General features: G+C 32.3%; 15 protein-coding genes and 1 tRNA gene. 12 read left to right on the forward strand and 4 right to left on the reverse strand.

Features of this window, described 5'->3' with window-relative positions; all coding sequences use genetic code 11:
- The first annotated feature begins 22 nt into the window (after positions 1–22).
- Entirely contained in the window at positions 23–691 is a 669-nt protein-coding gene (locus FLP_RS22875; RefSeq protein ID WP_065451797.1) for a head GIN domain-containing protein, read from the forward strand.
- 11 nt (positions 692–702) lie between these two features.
- Complete coding sequence (locus FLP_RS22880) at positions 703–1,380, forward strand: LysE family translocator (protein ID WP_065451798.1); 678 nt, start codon at positions 703–705, stop codon at positions 1,378–1,380.
- A 325-nt stretch (positions 1,381–1,705) separates the two neighbouring features.
- Here FLP_RS22880 and FLP_RS25600 read toward each other — a convergent pair.
- Positions 1,706–1,776 (reverse strand) — tRNA-Cys (locus FLP_RS25600).
- Between the two features lie 93 nt (positions 1,777–1,869).
- The gene (gene folB, locus FLP_RS22885) at positions 1,870–2,229 is read right to left on the reverse strand and encodes a dihydroneopterin aldolase (protein WP_065451799.1); all 360 of its coding nucleotides are present in this window, start codon (positions 2,227–2,229) and stop codon (positions 1,870–1,872) included.
- Positions 2,230–2,336: 107 nt separating this feature from the next.
- Between folB and FLP_RS22890 the strand changes: the two genes are divergently transcribed.
- The 5 genes from FLP_RS22890 to FLP_RS22910 all read left to right on the forward strand — a co-directional run bounded on the left by FLP_RS22890 (position 2,337) and on the right by FLP_RS22910 (position 7,313).
- On the forward strand, positions 2,337–4,454 hold the full coding sequence (locus tag FLP_RS22890; protein ID WP_065451800.1) for a glutamine--tRNA ligase/YqeY domain fusion protein: 2,118 nt from the start codon (positions 2,337–2,339) through the stop codon (positions 4,452–4,454).
- A 1,223-nt stretch (positions 4,455–5,677) separates the two neighbouring features.
- A complete protein-coding gene (locus FLP_RS22895) occupies positions 5,678–6,157 on the forward strand; it encodes a hypothetical protein (RefSeq protein ID WP_065451801.1) in 480 nt (159 codons plus the stop codon).
- Positions 6,158–6,251: 94 nt separating this feature from the next.
- Positions 6,252–6,578, forward strand: a complete 327-nt coding sequence (locus tag FLP_RS22900; protein ID WP_065451802.1) for a YtxH domain-containing protein — start codon at positions 6,252–6,254, stop codon at positions 6,576–6,578.
- 127 nt (positions 6,579–6,705) lie between these two features.
- Entirely contained in the window at positions 6,706–7,056 is a 351-nt protein-coding gene (locus FLP_RS22905; RefSeq protein ID WP_065451803.1) for a competence protein, read from the forward strand.
- Positions 7,057–7,058: 2 nt separating this feature from the next.
- On the forward strand, positions 7,059–7,313 hold the full coding sequence (locus FLP_RS22910; RefSeq protein ID WP_065451804.1) for a DUF6327 family protein: 255 nt from the start codon (positions 7,059–7,061) through the stop codon (positions 7,311–7,313).
- Positions 7,314–7,332: 19 nt separating this feature from the next.
- Here the strand turns inward: FLP_RS22910 and FLP_RS22915 are convergent, their stop codons facing one another.
- A complete protein-coding gene (locus FLP_RS22915) occupies positions 7,333–8,319 on the reverse strand; it encodes an SPFH domain-containing protein (protein ID WP_065451805.1) in 987 nt (328 codons plus the stop codon).
- A gap of 188 nt (positions 8,320–8,507) precedes the next feature.
- Entirely contained in the window at positions 8,508–10,013 is a 1,506-nt protein-coding gene (gene gltX / locus FLP_RS22920) for a glutamate--tRNA ligase (RefSeq protein WP_065451806.1), read from the reverse strand.
- A gap of 163 nt (positions 10,014–10,176) precedes the next feature.
- Between gltX and FLP_RS22925 the strand changes: the two genes are divergently transcribed.
- The 5 genes from FLP_RS22925 (at position 10,177) to FLP_RS22945 (ending at position 17,923) form a co-directional block, all read left to right on the forward strand.
- Complete coding sequence (locus FLP_RS22925) at positions 10,177–13,560, forward strand: DUF4175 family protein (RefSeq protein WP_065451807.1); 3,384 nt, start codon at positions 10,177–10,179, stop codon at positions 13,558–13,560.
- Positions 13,557–13,976 carry an rRNA maturation RNase YbeY gene (gene ybeY / locus FLP_RS22930; protein ID WP_065451808.1) on the forward strand — a complete coding sequence of 140 codons (420 nt, stop codon included), beginning with the start codon at positions 13,557–13,559 and terminating at the stop codon, positions 13,974–13,976. Before FLP_RS22925 ends, ybeY begins: the two co-directional genes overlap by 4 nt.
- Positions 13,977–14,303: 327 nt before the next feature.
- A complete protein-coding gene (mnmG, locus tag FLP_RS22935) occupies positions 14,304–16,175 on the forward strand; it encodes a tRNA uridine-5-carboxymethylaminomethyl(34) synthesis enzyme MnmG (RefSeq protein ID WP_065452017.1) in 1,872 nt (623 codons plus the stop codon).
- Between the two features lie 493 nt (positions 16,176–16,668).
- Complete coding sequence (locus FLP_RS22940; protein WP_243397617.1) at positions 16,669–16,983, forward strand: GNAT family protein; 315 nt, start codon at positions 16,669–16,671, stop codon at positions 16,981–16,983.
- A 91-nt stretch (positions 16,984–17,074) separates the two neighbouring features.
- A complete protein-coding gene (locus FLP_RS22945; RefSeq protein WP_065451809.1) occupies positions 17,075–17,923 on the forward strand; it encodes a class I SAM-dependent methyltransferase in 849 nt (282 codons plus the stop codon).
- The last annotated feature ends 4 nt before the right edge of the window (positions 17,924–17,927 follow it).

The following is a 17,927-nucleotide window of genomic DNA, read 5'->3' on the forward strand; positions in this document are numbered from 1 at the left end:
GTTTAATTATAAAAATAAAAGTATGAAAAAGTTAATTATAGGAGCGGCAATTTTATTTGTTCAAATGTCTTTTGGTCAGGTTACCAAAGAGTTAGGTGAATTTGATACTGTAAAAGTTTACGATAAATTAAGCGTAAAATTAGTTCAGTCGTCTGAAAATAAAGTTGTTATAAAAGGAACGAGAGAAGCAGAACTGGAAGCTGTAAACAAAAACGGAATATTAAAATTAAGAATGCCTTTTCCTAAACTTTTGTCAGGAAATGATCTTCAGGTAACTTTGTATTACAAACATATAGAGTTGATTGATGTTAATGAAGGTGCCGATGTAAAAAGCGACGGAACTATAAAGGCAACTTCTTTTAAAGTTAGTGCACAGGAAGGCGGTAAAATCAATGTAGATTTAGATGTTGATAAACTAAAAGTAAGTTCAGTTTCAGGAGGTGAAATTACTGCAACAGGTAAAGCAGCCAATCTTGATGCAAGTTTAGGAGCTGGAGGATATTTCCTTGGAAGTAAATTAGCCACGTCTCAGACTAAAGTAAGCGTTTCTGCGGGCGGAAAAGCAGATGTGAATGCATCAACCCTTGTCGACGCTAAAGTAAGCGCAGGAGGCTCTATTTACATTTATGGAAAACCGAAACAAATTAATCAGAAAACGGTTTTTGGGGGTAAAATAGAAGAAGTAAAATAAATCGTATTTGAATGATAAATGATATTTTAGCTGGACTGCCATGGGGACTTTTTTTAAGTTTTATGGTAGGTCCGGTATTTTTTATACTACTGGAAACCAGTATTACAAAAGGATTCAGGGCTGCAATAGTTTTTGATCTTGGTGTAGTATTAGGTGATATTTTTTTTATAGGAATTGCGTATTTAGGAAGTTACAGACTGATTCAGAGTTTAAAAGATAAACCGGCACTCTTTATTTTTGGCGGAATCATTATGCTGGCTTACGGCATAATCTCTTTCATAAGATTAAAAAATGAAGAAAAAATTGATGATGAAGAAATTGATCGTGATATCATCAAAAGAAACTACGGCAGTTTGTTTGTAAAAGGCTTTTTACTCAACGTTATCAACATTGGTGTATTAGGTTTTTGGTTAGCAGTGATCATTTCTGTAGGGCCAAAATTAGAAATGCAAAACTCACGAATGTTTACTTTTTTTGCTTCGGTAATTATTACTTATTTAGCTGTTGATTGTCTTAAAATATTATTAGCCAAACAGTTAAAAACAAAAATGACTCCAACCAATATTCTTAAAATCAAAAAAGCGATTAGTATTGTTTTAATGGTTTTTGGTCTTGTGTTAATAACTCAGGGTTGGTTTCCAAAAGAAAAGGAAATGGTTCGAAATGCTTTTGAGAAGATTGAAAAGTAGTTGTTAATAACTCAAATATAATATATAAAAACCTCTGAATTTCAGAGGTTTTTTTGTGTTTAATAGTTACATTAAACGTATAGTTTGTCATTTCGAAAAAGGAGAAATCCTCGCGAGAAGCTCGACAAAGATTTGATTTTCGCTGCGGAGTTACTTACGAGGATTTCTCCTTCGTCGAAATGACAAGATTGTGGAAAATTAGAATTAAACTTCAAATTTTTTTTAAGGTTTTAAAGGGATCTTCCCGATTCGAACGTAAACTTTATCTAATTTTTTCTAAAAATTAAGCACAAAAAAAAGAGACACATTTCTGTATCTCTTTTAGAGGCATCGTCCGGATTCGAACCGGAGTAGGAGCTTTTGCAGAGCCCAGCCTAGCCGCTCGGCCACGACGCCGTAGTTGAACGGATGGCAAAAGTAACTAAAATCTTTAAATTTCAAAAGTTTAAAATGAAGTATTTTAAAAAATTACTTTTTTTCTTGAAAGAATTACTTTCTCATTTCCGTCATTTTTATAGTAACTGATTCAACATCACCACCAATAGGAGGATTTATTTTAGAAACCCAAACTGTAGTTTTTTTTGCAGTTTCTATTTCAGCAAGTACTCGAATATTGATTCTTTTGGCTACATGCTCTAATAAATGCGAACGAATGGCCATTTCTTCTGTCACAATTTTGTTCAAATGTACATAATCAACAGTGTCTGCAAGATGATCTGTGTCGGCTGATTGCTGTAAATTAGTTTTAATTTTTAGATCAACCGTATAGTCAGATCCAATTTTTCCTTCTTCAATCATGCATCCGTGGTACGAAAAAGTACGGATGTTTTTTAATTTTATAACTCCCATTTTCTTATTGTTTCAAGTTTAAAGTTTCAGGTTTTCCGCCACTTAAATAACTTTAAACCTGAAACCTGAAACCTTTTTTTTATCTTTGCTAAAATTACTATAAAATAATGGCATCAGAAGAGAAATCACTCAATTTTATTGAACAAATCATAGAAGAAGATCTTAAATCAGGTCTTTCGCAAAGTAAACTTCATTTTCGTTTTCCACCAGAACCAAATGGTTATTTACATATTGGTCATGCAAGTTCTATTGCATTAAATTTTGGTTTAGGAATTGATTATCAGTCACCTGTAAATTTACGTTTTGATGATACCAATCCTGAAAAAGAAGAACAGGAATTTGTTGACGCCATTAAAAAGGACGTTGAATGGCTGGGTTATACCTGGGCAGAAGAACGTTATGCTTCAGATTATTTTCAACAATTGTATGATTGGGCAGTTTTATTAATTAAAAAAGATAAAGCCTATGTTGATAGTCAGTCTTCTGAAGATATGGCGATTCAAAAAGGAACGCCGTCTACAATTGGAACAGATAGTCCGTACAGAAATCGTTCTGTTGAAGAAAATTTAGGTTTATTCGAAAGAATGAAAAACGGTGAATTTGAGGCTGGAACTCATATTCTTCGTGCTAAAATAGATATGAAATCTACCAATATGTTGATGCGTGATCCTATCATGTACAGGATTTTACATAAAGAACATCACAGGACCGGAGATGCCTGGAAAATATATCCAATGTACGATTGGGCACACGGACAAAGTGATTATCTTGAAGAAATTTCACACTCATTTTGTACGCTTGAATTTTTGCCTCACCGCGAATTATATGATTGGTTTTTAGACCAGATTTTAGAAGAAAATAAACTGCGTCCGAAGCAAAGAGAATTTGCAAGACGTAACTTATCACATACCGTTGTTAGTAAAAGAAAATTACAGCAACTAGTTAAGGAAAAGCATGTTAACGGTTGGGACGATCCTAGAATGTCTACCATTTCAGGGTTAAGAAGACGTGGTTATACGGCTGCTTCATTACGTAATTTTGCCAATACAATTGGTATTGCAAAACGTGATAATTTAATCAATGTATCGGTTTTAGAATTTTGTATTCGTGAAGATTTGAACAAAATTGCACCTCGTGTAATGGCTGTTTTAGATCCTGTAAAATTGGTAATTACAAATTATCCTGAAGGAAAAGAGGAGTGGTTGGAAGCTGAAAATAATCAGGAAGATGAAAATGCAGGTTTCAGAAAAGTGCCTTTTTCTCGTGAATTATACATAGAAAGAGAAGACTTTCTTGAAGAAGCTCCGGCGAAGTTTTTCCGTTTGACTTTAGGAAAAGAAGTACGTCTTAAAAATGCCTATATCATTAAAGGTGAAAGTGTTATAAAAGATACAGAAGGAAATATTACAGAGATTCATGTAACTTATGATACCGATTCTTTGAGCGGAAGTGGGACAGAAGCAAGCCAAAGAAAAGTATCGGGAACTTTGCATTGGGTTTCTATTTCGCATGCCGTTGAAGCAGAAGTTCGTATGTACGATCGTTTGTTTACAGATGAAGCTCCGGACAGTTATAAAGACAAAAATTTCCTGGATTTTGTAAATCCAAATTCGCTAGAAATTATCACAGGTTTTGTTGAACCAAGTTTATCAACAGCTCAAAACGAAGATAAATTCCAATTTCAACGTTTGGGTTATTTTACTGTTGATAAAGATTCAACTGCTTCAAAATTAGTATTTAACAAAACTGTTGGATTGAAAGATGCCTGGGAAGAGAAAGGTAAAAAAGAAGAAAACAGCATCAATAATTCTTTAAAAGATATAAACAAATATTTTAAAGTTGAGACCAAACCGGAACGTATTGCAATCGAAAGTGCAATAGGGGAGAGTATCAAAAATGTTTCCAGTTTCTCTTTATTGCAAAATTCATTAAAGAAGAATATCAACAATAATAAAGGTTCATTGTTATTTGCTCAGTTTATTTTGAAATATTCAATTTTGAAATCTAAGGATTTTGAAGAAGATGATATTAAAAAATTATATACAATGTCTCTAAGAAGTGAGTCAACTTATGTTCGATCTAAAGCACTTTTGAATTTAAGAGATATTGAAGATTTAGATTTAAGAAATCAGTTTCAAGACGAAATTTTGAAATCTTTTTCAAATCCTCCAAAAAATGCTTCTGAGAGAGAAATTGAAATTCTTAAGGAAATGGTAAAGATATAATATCAATATAATCTATTGAAAAGCGCTTTTTATAAGCGCTTTTTTTATTATTTATGTTTTCTATTGATAAATGGAAATTAATAGTTTTTGTAGATTAAAATCAGCTTCCATAAATTGATTTTAAGCTAATTTTTTAATTCTTCCACCTCATTAATCATCTTTTAAAAAATGATTAAATAGAAGCTTTTATTTTAATTTTAGAGCTAGTTTTACCTTGTTTTTTGGGTTGTTAACATCTAATTGTTTATAAAGTTGAAGGTTGATTATAATTTATTCAGATCTCATATCTTTTTAAATTTCACTTTTTATTTTCAACTACTAAATTTATAAAATCAATTTTTATTATTGTAATTTATATTTTTTAAGTTTCTTACTATTATATATTAAAATTATTACTATTTAATTTTACATAAATTTTAATGATTAAAAGTGACTTTCATAAATTAATTTTAAGCTAATTTTTTAATTCTTTTAGCTCATTAATCATCTTTTAAAAAATCATTTAACAGAGATCCTTATTTTAATTTTCGATTTTATTTTACCTATTTTACGGCTTTTTAATCTAAAATTGTTGTTCAAGATCAATGTCATGATTATTTTGTTATCAATTTCAAATTCTATTTTATCGAATAATTTTAAAAATTATTCTGTTTTATATAATCGTTAAAATTGATTGTAATTGATTTATTAATGTTTTTTAATTATTATTCATGAAAACTATATAAAATATATTTTTAATAGATGAATTTGATTAAAAACAGCCTTCATAAATTGATTTTAAGCTATTTTTTAATTTCTTCCATGCCATTAATCATCTTTTGAATTATTGTCGTTTTTTAAGCTTTATTTAAGTTTTTGAGCTCTATTTTCTTAGTTTAACGGGTTGTTAACATACAATTGTTTATAAAGTTGGTATTTTTATCCAAAGGTCAAATCTAAAGTGTCAAATTTCAAAATACACTTAAGAATCGAATCTGAATTTTTTCTAAAATTTAAAAATGCATAATTTTTGGTTTTGGGGTTAATTCTAAATCTGAATTCTAAAGATTGGTTTTATGGTCGATTGTAATTGTGATTGTATTTTGATAATACTTCTAGCGTAAAAGTATTTTTCAGAGGGTAGTTCATAATTTGAAAATTTCATGAAATTAATTTTAATGGCTTATTTGAAATTTTGTCTTTCGTTTTGACAAAAACAATTTTAATCCTTAAATTTTAATATTATGAAAATTCTATTTTTTACGCTATCGATTTTATTTGCAAATATTGCAATTTCTCAAACACACCAAATTACAAAACACAATGGTGAAGAACTGGATGTTAATTTTATAAAAGCCGAAAATGATTTGGTTTATTATTCCTTCAATGGAAGTGCCGAAGAACATAAAATTAGCAAATATGCCGTTTCAAAAATTACCAATAAACAATCTAATCAAACTCAAAAAGTTTCTGATAAAGTTATAGTAGATTCAAAATCAGATTATAAATTAGTAACCGTTTTATCTCAGGACAAGACAATTGGTTTAAAACAAGTGGCCAATTTTTCAGGAGTCTCGACAAAGACAAAAGGTGAACCGCCAATTGCAAATAAAAACCAGACTGCTATGAGAATCAAGACACAATCTGCTTCAAGCGGATATCCGTTTGTTAGTATTGTTGAAAAAGCAGATGGTAAGTATGAAGCTGTAGCTTATGTGTATTAAATTTAGTGTTAATTTTTATTAAATTACAATTAACCAATAATTTATAATTCAAAAAAGCAGTACCTTTAGTATTCATTTAAATTTTAATATTATTATGTCAAAAAACTTAAATACAGTTGCAGCAATTTTAGCTGGTGCTGCGGTAGGAGCAGCAATCGGAATTTTATTTGCTCCGGAAAAAGGATCAAAAACCCGTGCTAAACTTAAGGAAGGTTTAGATGATGCCAAACATAATTTGCAGGACTCACTTTCGGCAAGTTCTGAAGTGCTACGTGAAAAATTTACAAAAGCAAAAGAAAATTTAGACGGAACTTATGGAGAGTTACTTTCGAATATGAGTTATAAAACTGAAGAAGTAATTGGTTTTTTAGAATCTAAATTAGCTGATTTAAAAGCGCAAAACGCTAAGCTTCAAAAATAATAATCCAGGAAGCACAAAGCTCAATGTGATTTTGATGATTTGTTTTGGTTATTTTAATTTTAGAATAATCGAATGCAGTTATTAAGTCAAGAGTTTTGTGCTTCTTTTTTTAATTAAAATTACAATTATGGCATTTGAAGAATTAAAAGAAAACACCGAAAATATTCAGGATCAGGCTAAAGTTTATATGGAAAGCCACTTAGCTTATTACAAACTTTGGGGTTTTAAGGTGGCCATGAAGTCAACAACTTTAATTTTAAAGTTTACTTTGATTTTATTGTGTTTTAGTATGGTAATGATTTTTGGATCTTTTGCTGCAGCATATGCTTTTGGATCTTTGTTCGAAAGTAACGCACTTGGTTTCTTGGCAGTAGGAGGGATCTATTTAATCTTTACAATTTTACTTTTCTTCCTGAAAGATAAAGTTGTTGAAGGTCCGATATTAGAGAAATTTTCAGAAATCTTTTTTAATGACTAATTATGGAAAATAAAAAATACTCATCATACGCAGCAATCGAAAGAGATCTGGAGATTTTAAAACTGGAGAAAGAGATTAATTACCAGAAACTGGTTTTAAGTTTTCAAAGAACAAAGGAATCTATTACGCCACAAAGTATAGTTGGCGGAGTTTTTTCTTCTTACAAAGAATATTTCACCAGATCATATCCACAGATTTTGCAATCAATTTTACCCTATATTATCAATTGGTTTATCAATAAAAAAAGAGGCAATTAAGCCTCTTTTTTGTTTTGTGTTATTGTTCTGTTTCTGGTAAGATATCATCTTCATAACCAGATTGAGGTTGAATAGGTTTTGATTTCTTCTCTATTTTCTTGTTGTTTTTCTTCATCATTTCACCAACCTGATTTGATGCTGAGAATGATGCAACCATATTGTTTAGCATATCACTTCCGGCTTGTGGTGAGTTTGGCAACAAGATTAAGTTTGAATTGGCATCGGCACCAATTGCTTGTAATGTATCATAATGTTGAGTCACAACAATTAGGGCAGAAGCTTCCTGAGAATTAATACCAACGCTGTTCAAAACTTCAACACTTTCTACAAGACCTCTTGCAATTTCGCGACGCTGATCTGCAATACCTTGACCTTGTAAACGTTTACTTTCTGCTTCAGCTTTTGCTTTTGCAACGATTCTGATTCTTGAACTTTCAGCTTCAAATTCAGCAGCTGTTTTTTCTCTGTCGGCAGCATTAATTCTGTTCATGGCGTTCTTAACCTGAATGTCCGGATCAATATCAGTAACCAAAGTATTGATAATATCATATCCGTAAGTAGTCATTGCTTCATTCAATTCTCTTTTTACTGCAATTGCGATGTCATCTTTTCTTTCAAAAACATCATCCAGTTTTAGTTTTGGAACTTCGGCACGAACAACATCAAAAACATAAGCGGTAATCTGATCGTGTGGATATTCCAGTTTATAAAAAGCATCATATACTTTTTCCTGAATCACTTTAAACTGAACCGAAACTTTCATTTTGATAAAAACGTTGTCTTTGGTTTTGGTTTCGATGATAACATCTAACTGTTGAATTTTAAGATTTACACGTCCTGCAATTCTGTCGACTATCGGAATTTTAAGTTGTAAACCTGAATTTCTTACGCTTAAAAATTTACCAAATCTTTCGATTACAACAGACGATTGTTGTTTCACGGTAAAAAAAGAAGACATGAAAATAAAGAATGCGAGGACTAAAAAGATAATAAGTGCTGGATTCATAATGATATTGATTTAGTTTTTATGATCTGGTAAATTACGAATAATCTGCCAAATTCAATTTTTTTTAGCGTAAAAAAAACGCTAAGTACATTTTAATAATGTTCTTAGCGCTTAGATTATTTTTCCATTAAGATATTAAGTTCATAAAGCTTGACTTAATTTTCTTAATCTCTTAATGGTAGAAAAAATTATAAATTTGCAATTGCTTTCTGAATTCTCGAAATAGTTTCTTCTTTTCCGATGATTTCAACAATGTCAAATAGGTGAGGACCTTTAAGAGCTCCAACCAAACTTAGACGGAAAGGCTGCATTACTTTACCCATTCCAATTTCGTTTTTAGTCAACCAGTCTTTTACAATTGCTTCGATATTTGCCGAATCAAATCCATCAATATATTCAAGAGTCGAAATCAATTCCTGCATTAAAGCCGGTGTTTCTTCTTTCCAGTTTTTGCTTGCTTTTTCATCATATAATGTTGGCGCTTGGAAAAAGAAATCAGTCAAATCCCAAAATTCAGAAACAAAATGAGCTCTTTCTTTAATCAAAGAAACAATTCTTGTAACGTCATATTTAGAAATATCAACACCTTTTTCAACCAAAATAGGAGTGAAGCTTTTCGCTAAATCTTCATTATTTTGTTTGATTAAATATTGGTGATTGAACCATTTGTTTTTCTCCGGATCAAATTTTGCTCCCGATTTATGAACTCTGTTCAAGTCGAAAGATTCAACTAATTCTTCTAAAGAAAATAATTCTTTATCAGTTCCGTCATTCCAGCCTAACAAAGCAAGGAAGTTTATAACCGCTTCCGGGAAAAATCCTTTCTCTCTGTAACCTGATGAAATCCCTTCTTCGGTTTTCCATTCTAACGGAAACACAGGAAATCCTAATTTATCACCATCTCTTTTTGATAATTTTCCGTTTCCAACCGGTTTTAAAATCAAAGGTAAATGTGCAAATTCAGGAGCATCCCAACCAAAAGCTCTGTATAATAATACGTGAAGCGGCATCGAAGGCAACCATTCTTCACCACGAATAACATGTGAAGTTTCCATCAAATGATCATCGACAATATTCGCTAAATGGTACGTTGGCATTCCGTCACTTTTGAATAATACTTTATCGTCAAGCAAACTGGTTTCAAATTTTACATCACCACGAATGATATCTTTCAAATGTAAAGTTTCATCAACCGGAGTTTTAAAACGGATGACATAATGTTCTCCATTAGCAATTCTCTTAGCCACTTCTTCTGTAGAAATTACCAAAGATGTATCCAGTTTTTCACGGATCGTATGATTATAAATAAATGTTTTTCCTTCAGCTTCTTGTTCTTTTCTCATAGCATCAAGAGCTTCCGGAGTATCAAAAGCATAGTATGCCCAACCTGAATTGATCAGTTGATCAGCATAAGTTTGGTATAAATCTTTACGATCACTTTGTCTGTACGGACCAAATTTTTCATTTTTCCCAACAGTTTCTTCAGGAGAAATTCCTAACCATTCCAGTGCTTCCATAATATAAGCTTCGGCACCAGGAACAAAACGCGTTTGATCTGTATCTTCAATTCTTAAATAAAAAACACCATTGTTTTTTTTGGCAAATAAATAATTAAATAGGGCAGTACGAACGCCGCCAATATGTAAAGGTCCTGTTGGACTTGGTGCAAAACGCACACGAACTTGCTTTGACATTTGTTTAAATTTTGATGCAAAGATACGTTTTATGATTTTAGATTTTAGAATGTTGATTTTAGATTTTTCTATCTTAGAACCTTAGCCTCTTAGTAACTTAGAATCTTAAAAAGGTATTATTAAAATTACTACTTTTATGGGTTATAAATAAAACAGATTCACTTTGAAAACAACATCTGCTATATACCAAAAGTTAGAAGCTTTTATAAAGAAATATTATACCAATGAATTGATAAAAGGAGGACTTCTTTTTATTGGTTTTGGATTATTGTACTTTCTGTTTACGCTTTTTATAGAATTTTTTCTTTGGTTAAAACCATTAGGAAGAACATTATTATTCTGGGTATTTATAGGAGTAGAAGTATTTCTATTGTTTCGTTTTATTTTGTTCCCGATTTTTAAGTTGTTCAAACTTCAAAAAGGGATCGATTATAATCAGGCTTCAACAATTATTGGAAATCATTTTACAGAAGTAAGTGATAAACTGACGAACTTTTTGCAATTGTCAGCTTCTGAGAATTCGACAGAAAGTTCAGAGTTGATGTTGGCTTCAATAGAACAAAAAGCAAATTCGTTGCAGCCAATTCCGTTTGGGAATGCTATCAATTTTAAAGCAAATAAAAAATATTTGCCATTAGCAATCATTCCAATTTTGCTTTTTGCAGTGTTTTATATTTCAGGAAATAGCAATGTAATTTCTCAAAGTTTAAATAGAGTAGTGCATTTCAATGCTACATTTTTACCACCGGCACCATTCAAATTTGTGGTCCTAAATCAGAATTTGCAGACTGAACAAAACAAAGATTTTACTATCAAGATGGAATCCGTTGGGAAAGTAGTTCCGGAAAATGTAATGATTCATATTGGTAACGAAAGTTATTTTATGGAATCTTCTCAACCAGGAAAGTTTGAATTCAAGATTGAGAAACCAGTATCGAATGTTGAATTTTCTTTTGAAGGAAATTCAGTTTCTTCAGAGGAATACGAGTTGAAAGTAATCACGGTTCCATCGATTGCCAACTTCGAAATGGTATTGAATTTTCCATCTTATTTAAAAAAGAAATCAGAAACAATTCAGGGAACAGGTAATGCAATCGTACCCGAAGGAACTTTGGTAACCTGGAAAATGAATACACAATCGACTCAGGAAATTGTTTGGAAAGATGATAATTCGACTTTCAAGTTCAATAAAGCCGAAAATGAGTTTAAATTGGCTAAAAATATTAGTCAAAATACAGAATATCAAATTCTTACATCGAATAATAAGGTCAAAAATTACGAAAAACTGGATTATCAGCTATCGGTGATCAAAGATCAGCATCCAACGATCACAGTTAGTCCTGCACCGGACAGTTTAAAGCTGGATAAAAATTATGTTTTGGGTAGGTTAGGCGATGACTACGGATTGTCTAAACTTCAGGTCGTGTATTACGAACGTAACAAACCAAACACTGCCAAGCGTGGAACAATACCGGTTAAGTCTGGAGTATTTGATCAGTTTGTTTTTAACTTTCCAAGTAATCTTGCCGTGCAGGAAGGAGTATCTTATGAATACTATTTTGAGGTTTTTGATAACGATGCACCGCATGGTTTTAAGAGTACAAAGTCTTCTGTTTTTTCTGATCGTGTTTCGACTACAGATGAAGTTCACGATATGGAATTACAACAACAAAACGAAAATATCAATAGTTTAGAAAAGTCTTTAAAGAATCAAACCAAGCAATTTTCTGAAATGGATAAGATTCAAAAAGCAGGAAAAGAGAAAGATAATTTAGAGTTTAAAGATCAGCAAAAAGTAAATGATTTTATCAAACGTCAGAAACAACAAGACGAATTGATGAAACAATTTGGTGAGAAAATGAATAAGAATCTGGATAAATTTCAATCTGAAAAGAAAGATAAAACAGCTGATGATTTGCAAAAACGTCTAGATAATGCAGAGAAAGATTTAGAAAAGAATCAGAAGTTAATGGATGAATTGAAGAACTTAAATGATAAATTGAACAGTGAAGATTTGTTTGATAAGATGGAAAAATTCAAACAGATCAGCAAGAACCAATCTCGTAATCTGGAGCAATTGGTTGAACTAACCAAACGTTTTTATGTTTCTAAAAAAGCAGAACAAGTTGCAGATAAATTAAAGAAGTTAGCAGACGAACAAGAGCAACTTTCGAATAAAGAAAAAGAAAATACACAAGAGAAGCAAGACGATATTACTAAAGCTTTTGATAAAATCCAAGAGGATTTAAAAGATCTGAAAGAAGAGAATAAAACTTTAAAAGCGCCTTTGGATATTCCTGCTGATGCTTCAAAAGAGAAAGATGTGAAGGATGATTTGAAGAAAGCTTCTGAAGAATTGAGTAAAAAGAATTCTTCTTCGGCTAAGCCAAAACAAAAAAGTGCAGCCAAGAAAATGAAGAGTATGGCAGAGCAAATGGATTCAAGTATGGAGGGCGGAGAACAAGAACAATTAGAAGAAGATGTTGCAATGCTTCGTCAGGTTTTGGATAATCTTCTTGCTTATTCATTGTCTCAAGAAGATGTTATGAAACAATTTAAATCTATGAAATTAGGTTCTTCGGCTTTTACAAAGAACATTAAAGTCCAGCAAAACTTGAAACAACAGTTCAAACATGTCGATGATAGTTTGTTTGCATTGTCATTACGTAACCCAAAAGTAGCTGAAGATGTAACGAAAGAAATTGGAAATGTACAGTACAATATAGATAAAGCTATTGAAACTTTAAGCGACGTTCAGGTTCCAAAAGGAGTTTCGCATCAACAATATGCAGTTTCTTCTGCAAATAAATTGGCTGACTTTTTAAGCGATTTATTAAATAATATGCAGATGTCTATGTCTAAACCGGGAGCAGGAAAACCAAAACCAGGTGACGGACAAGGAATGCAATTGCCGGATATTATTCAAAAACAAAAAGGTTTGGCTGATAAAATGAAAGCTGGAATGAAACCCGGAGATAAACCTGGCGACAAACCGGGAGAAGGTCAACAAGGGAAATCCGGAGAAGGAAAGCAGGGGCAAGGTAAAGATGGCCAAGGCAAAAATGGAGAAGGTAAGGATGGTCAGGGAAATAAAAATGGAGGAAAAGGTAATGAAGGTAAAGACGGAAATGATGGAGAAGGAGATGCGGAAGCCATTATGGAAATCTATAAAGAACAAGTAAAACTTCGCGAAGCACTACAAAAAGAGTTAGCAAAACAAGGTTTAGATTCTCAGGGTAAATCTGTAATTGATCAAATGAAAGCTTCAGAAAAACAACTTTTAAATAAAGGTTTTAAGAATGAAAACTTACAACGCATCCTTAATATCCAGCAGGAATTATTAAAATTAAACAATGCAGTTCAGCAACAAGGTCAAGATACAAAGCGCCAATCTGAAACTAATAAGGCTGAATTTTCTAATAGAACAAATGCATTACCAAGTTCACTATTGGATTATTTAAACAGTGTAGAGATATTAAACAGACAATCACTACCTTTGCGCTCGAATTTTAATCAAAAGGTTCAAGAATATTTTAATACAAAATGATCAATTTTAATTACGAAACCGAATTTACTTTAGATAACGAACAAGCCTTTGCAGATTGGTTAAGTGCTGTAATCGTTTCTGAAAGTAAAAACGAAGGCGAGATAAATTACATTTTTTGTGATGATGAATATCTTCATAAAATAAATGTAGAATATCTAAATCACGATACACTCACGGACATTATCAGTTTTGATTACACAGTTGGTAATGAACTAAACGGAGATATTTTTGTTTCTGTAGAAAGAGTAGAAGATAACGCAAAAGATTTTAATGTTTCTTTCGAAGAAGAATTGAAGCGTGTTTTGGCTCACGGAATATTACATTACTGTGGATACAAAGATAAATCAGATAAAGATGCTGAGTTAATGCGCTCAAAGGAAGATGAAAAAATCATGATGTTTCACGTGGAACAGTAGAGGGATTTGTTTTTAGGTTTTTTTGGTTTAAAGTTTCAAGTTATTAAAACGAGTTAGTGTTCCACGTGAAACATGTTCAGTTTTGATAATAAAGAATCAGAACGTTCCACGTGAAACATGTTTAATTTTGAAAATGAAAATTTCAACGTTTCACGTGGAACACTTGATTTGAAGTTTAAAAAAGAAGTCAAAATGTTTCACGTGGAACTTTTTGTAAAGCGAGAACCTGAAACATGAAACTTTTAATACGTTCCACGTGGAACAAAAGAATAAAGAAGTTAATTCTGAGAACCGACTTAAATGGTTTCCCAGAGAATAAAAGATAAAATGTTTTTAGAAGAATACGATGTTATTGTAGTTGGTGCAGGTCATGCTGGATCTGAAGCCGCGGCAGCGGCCGCAAATTTGGGATCCAAAACTTTATTGGTTACAATGAGTTTGCAGAACATCGCACAAATGTCTTGCAACCCAGCGATGGGAGGAATTGCAAAAGGACAGATAGTGCGTGAAATTGATGCGCTTGGTGGATACTCAGGAATTGTTTCCGATCGCACGGCAATTCAATTTAAGATGTTGAATAAATCGAAAGGGCCTGCAATGTGGTCGCCAAGAGTTCAAAGTGATCGAATGCGTTTTGCTGAAGAGTGGAGAATGATGTTGGAGGGAACTCCAAATTTGGATTTCTACCAGGAGATGGTGAAAGGTTTGATTATTGAGGATGGAAAGATAAAAGGAATCAAAACTTCGTTGGGAGTTGAAATTCGTTCTAAGTCGGTTGTGTTGACAAACGGAACTTTTTTAAATGGTTTGATTCATATTGGAGAAAAACAATTTGGAGGAGGAAGAGCAGGAGAAAGTGCTGCAACCGGAATCACAGAAGATTTAGTAAAAGTTGGTTTTGAGTCAGGAAGAATGAAAACAGGAACGCCGCCACGTGTTGATGGACGTTCTTTGGATTATTCGAAAATGAACGAAGAAAAAGGAGATGCAAAGCCGGATAAGTTTTCTTATTCGGATTTAACCGTTCCGCTAACGCATCAAAGATCTTGTCATATGACGTATACGTCGTTGGATGTTCATGATATTTTGAGAGAAGGTTTTGATCGTTCGCCAATGTTCAACGGAAGAATCAAAAGTCTTGGACCAAGATATTGCCCTTCGATAGAAGATAAAATAAATCGTTTTGCTGATAAAGAGCGTCACCAATTATTTGTGGAGCCGGAAGGCTGGAATACTTGTGAAGTTTATGTAAATGGATTTTCGACTTCGTTACCGGAGGATATTCAGTTTAAAGCATTACGTTCTGTTGTTGGATTTGAGAATGTGAAATTCTTCCGTCCTGGTTACGCAATCGAATATGATTACTTCCCGCCAACACAATTGAAACATACTTTGGAGACAAAGTTAGTGGAAGGTTTATATTTTGCCGGACAAATAAACGGAACAACAGGATATGAAGAAGCAGCTTCACAAGGATTGATGGCTGGAATAAATGCGCATTTAAAAGTGCACGAAAAAGCGCCGTTGATTTTAAAACGTGACGAAGCTTATATTGGAGTTTTGATTGATGACTTGATTACGAAAGGAACAGAAGAACCATATCGTATGTTTACTTCAAGAGCAGAGTATAGAACATTGTTGCGTCAAGATAATGCCGATTTCAGATTAACGCCAATGTCGCACGAAATTGGTTTGGCTTCGGAAGCTCGTTTACGCCGAATGGAAAAGAAATTGAACGAGTCTGAAAAGATGGTTGCTTTCTTTAGAGAGACAAGTGTTTCAGTTGCGGAAACAAATCCAATTTTGGAAGCGAAAGAAACGGCTCCGATTACGCAAGGTGATAAAATGTTCAAAGTATTCTCTCGTCCGCAAATCGATTTGGAGGATATGATGAAATTTGAAAAAGTAAAGGAATATATTGAAGCAAATGATGTTGATCAGGAAATTTTGGAACAAGCCGAAATCCAGGTCAAATATTCTGGTTATATAGAAAAGGAAAGAAATAACGCTGATAAACTAACTCGTTTAGAAGAAGTGAAGATTCCGGAGAATTTCGATTACAATAAAATTAAATCAATGTCGATTGAAGCAAAACAAAAATTGAGCAAGATTCGTCCTGTAACAATTTCTCAAGCTTCAAGAATAAGCGGAGTGTCACCAAGTGATATTTCGGTTTTGTTGATTTATATGGGAAGGTAAAAAGTTTTCAGTCTCAGTAAAAAGTTTTCAGTGAATGCTGGATGATGTTTACTGAGATTGTTTATTGAATTGTTCCACGTGAAACTTATTTGATATAGTTTGTCATTGCGAGGAACGAGGAATCTCCGTAAGTAACTCCGCAATCAAAAGAATAATTTTTGTCGATATTGCACGGTGATTCCTCGTTCTTCGGAATGACAAAATGCTGCAAATTGAAATGGCTCGTGACGAAAAAAAAATGTTAATCTAAAATCAAACTTGTTCCACGTGAAACAGATTATAATTATTTTAGATTTCAGAAAAGTTTAAATTGGAGTTATAATAAAAAAACTAGAATTCATTGTATGAAAATTGTTCAAAAAGAAATTTTATCATTAGAAGAAAAGGAGACTTTGCACGAACTATGGAACAATGAATATCCCGCAAAGTTAAATTTAAAAACGATCGACGATTTCGAATTATATTGAACGGACTTTCAGAAACCAAACATTATTTGTTATTTGATGATTCAGATAAAATTAATGGTTGGGCTTTTACTTTTTTAAGAGAAGATGAAAATTGGTTTGCTATAATTTTAAATAGTGAAATACATGGCAAAGGAATTGGTTCTCTTTTGATGCATGAAATAAAAAAGAATAATACAAGTTTGAATGGTTGGGTAATTGATCAGGAGAATGAAATAAAACTTAATGCAACATTTTATAAATCGCCATTGCAATTTTATATTAAAAATGATTTTATAGTTTGTTCAGAAATAAGAATTGAAAATGAAAAACTTTCGGCGGTGAAAATTAATTGGAAGCGCTGAAAAAAAAATATAATAAAAAATAGACCCTAAAACCAGAATTCTGGTTTTAGGGTTTGCTATGTAATTCACCAAAATACCTATAAATTTAAAAATGGACGTTTTAAACAAAAAACATTTTCTTACTGTAAAAGACCATTCTGTATCTAAAGAAATTTTCGAATTGTATCACGATGAAACTTTAGATATGCTAATTACATTTCCGCAACCCGATTTAGAAAATCTTGGAAAATATTACGAAAGCGAAGATTATATTTCGCACACCGATAACAAGCGTTCGTTATTTGAAAAAGCATATCACTTTGTGAAAAATATTGCTTTAAAAAATAAACTGAATTTGATCAACGGCGAACAATCTCAAAAAGGAAGAATTTTGGATATTGGTGCAGGAACCGGAGATTTTTTATTGACGGCAAAAAATGATGGTTGGGAAACTGTTGGAGTAGAACCAAGCGACAGAGCAAAAAATATTGCGATACAAAAAGGGATTTCTTTTGTGAACGAAATTAGCGATCTTGAAAATAATTCTTTTGACGTGATTACAATGTGGCATGTTTTGGAACACGTTCCTAATTTAGAATTACAAATTCAGGAACTGAAGCGTTTATTAAAACCAACTGGAACATTAATTGTTGCGGTTCCAAATTTTAAATCTTACGATGCGCAACATTACAAAACTTTTTGGGCAGCTTACGATGTGCCCATTCACTTTTGGCATTTCTCTAAAAAAGCCATTCAGTTGCTTTTTGAAAAAGTCGATATGAAATTAGAAAAAGTGCTTCCGATGAAATTTGATTCTTTTTATGTGAGTTTATTATCCGAAAAATACAAAACCGGAAAAATGAATTACATTAGTGCTTTTTTCGTTGGTTTAAAATCAAATTTAAAAGCGGGGAGTACAAAAGAGTATTCGTCGCACATTTATGTCTTAAAAAACAAGTAAAACG

Source organism: Flavobacterium piscis (genome assembly GCF_001686925.1).
Classification (GTDB): domain Bacteria; phylum Bacteroidota; class Bacteroidia; order Flavobacteriales; family Flavobacteriaceae; genus Flavobacterium; species Flavobacterium piscis.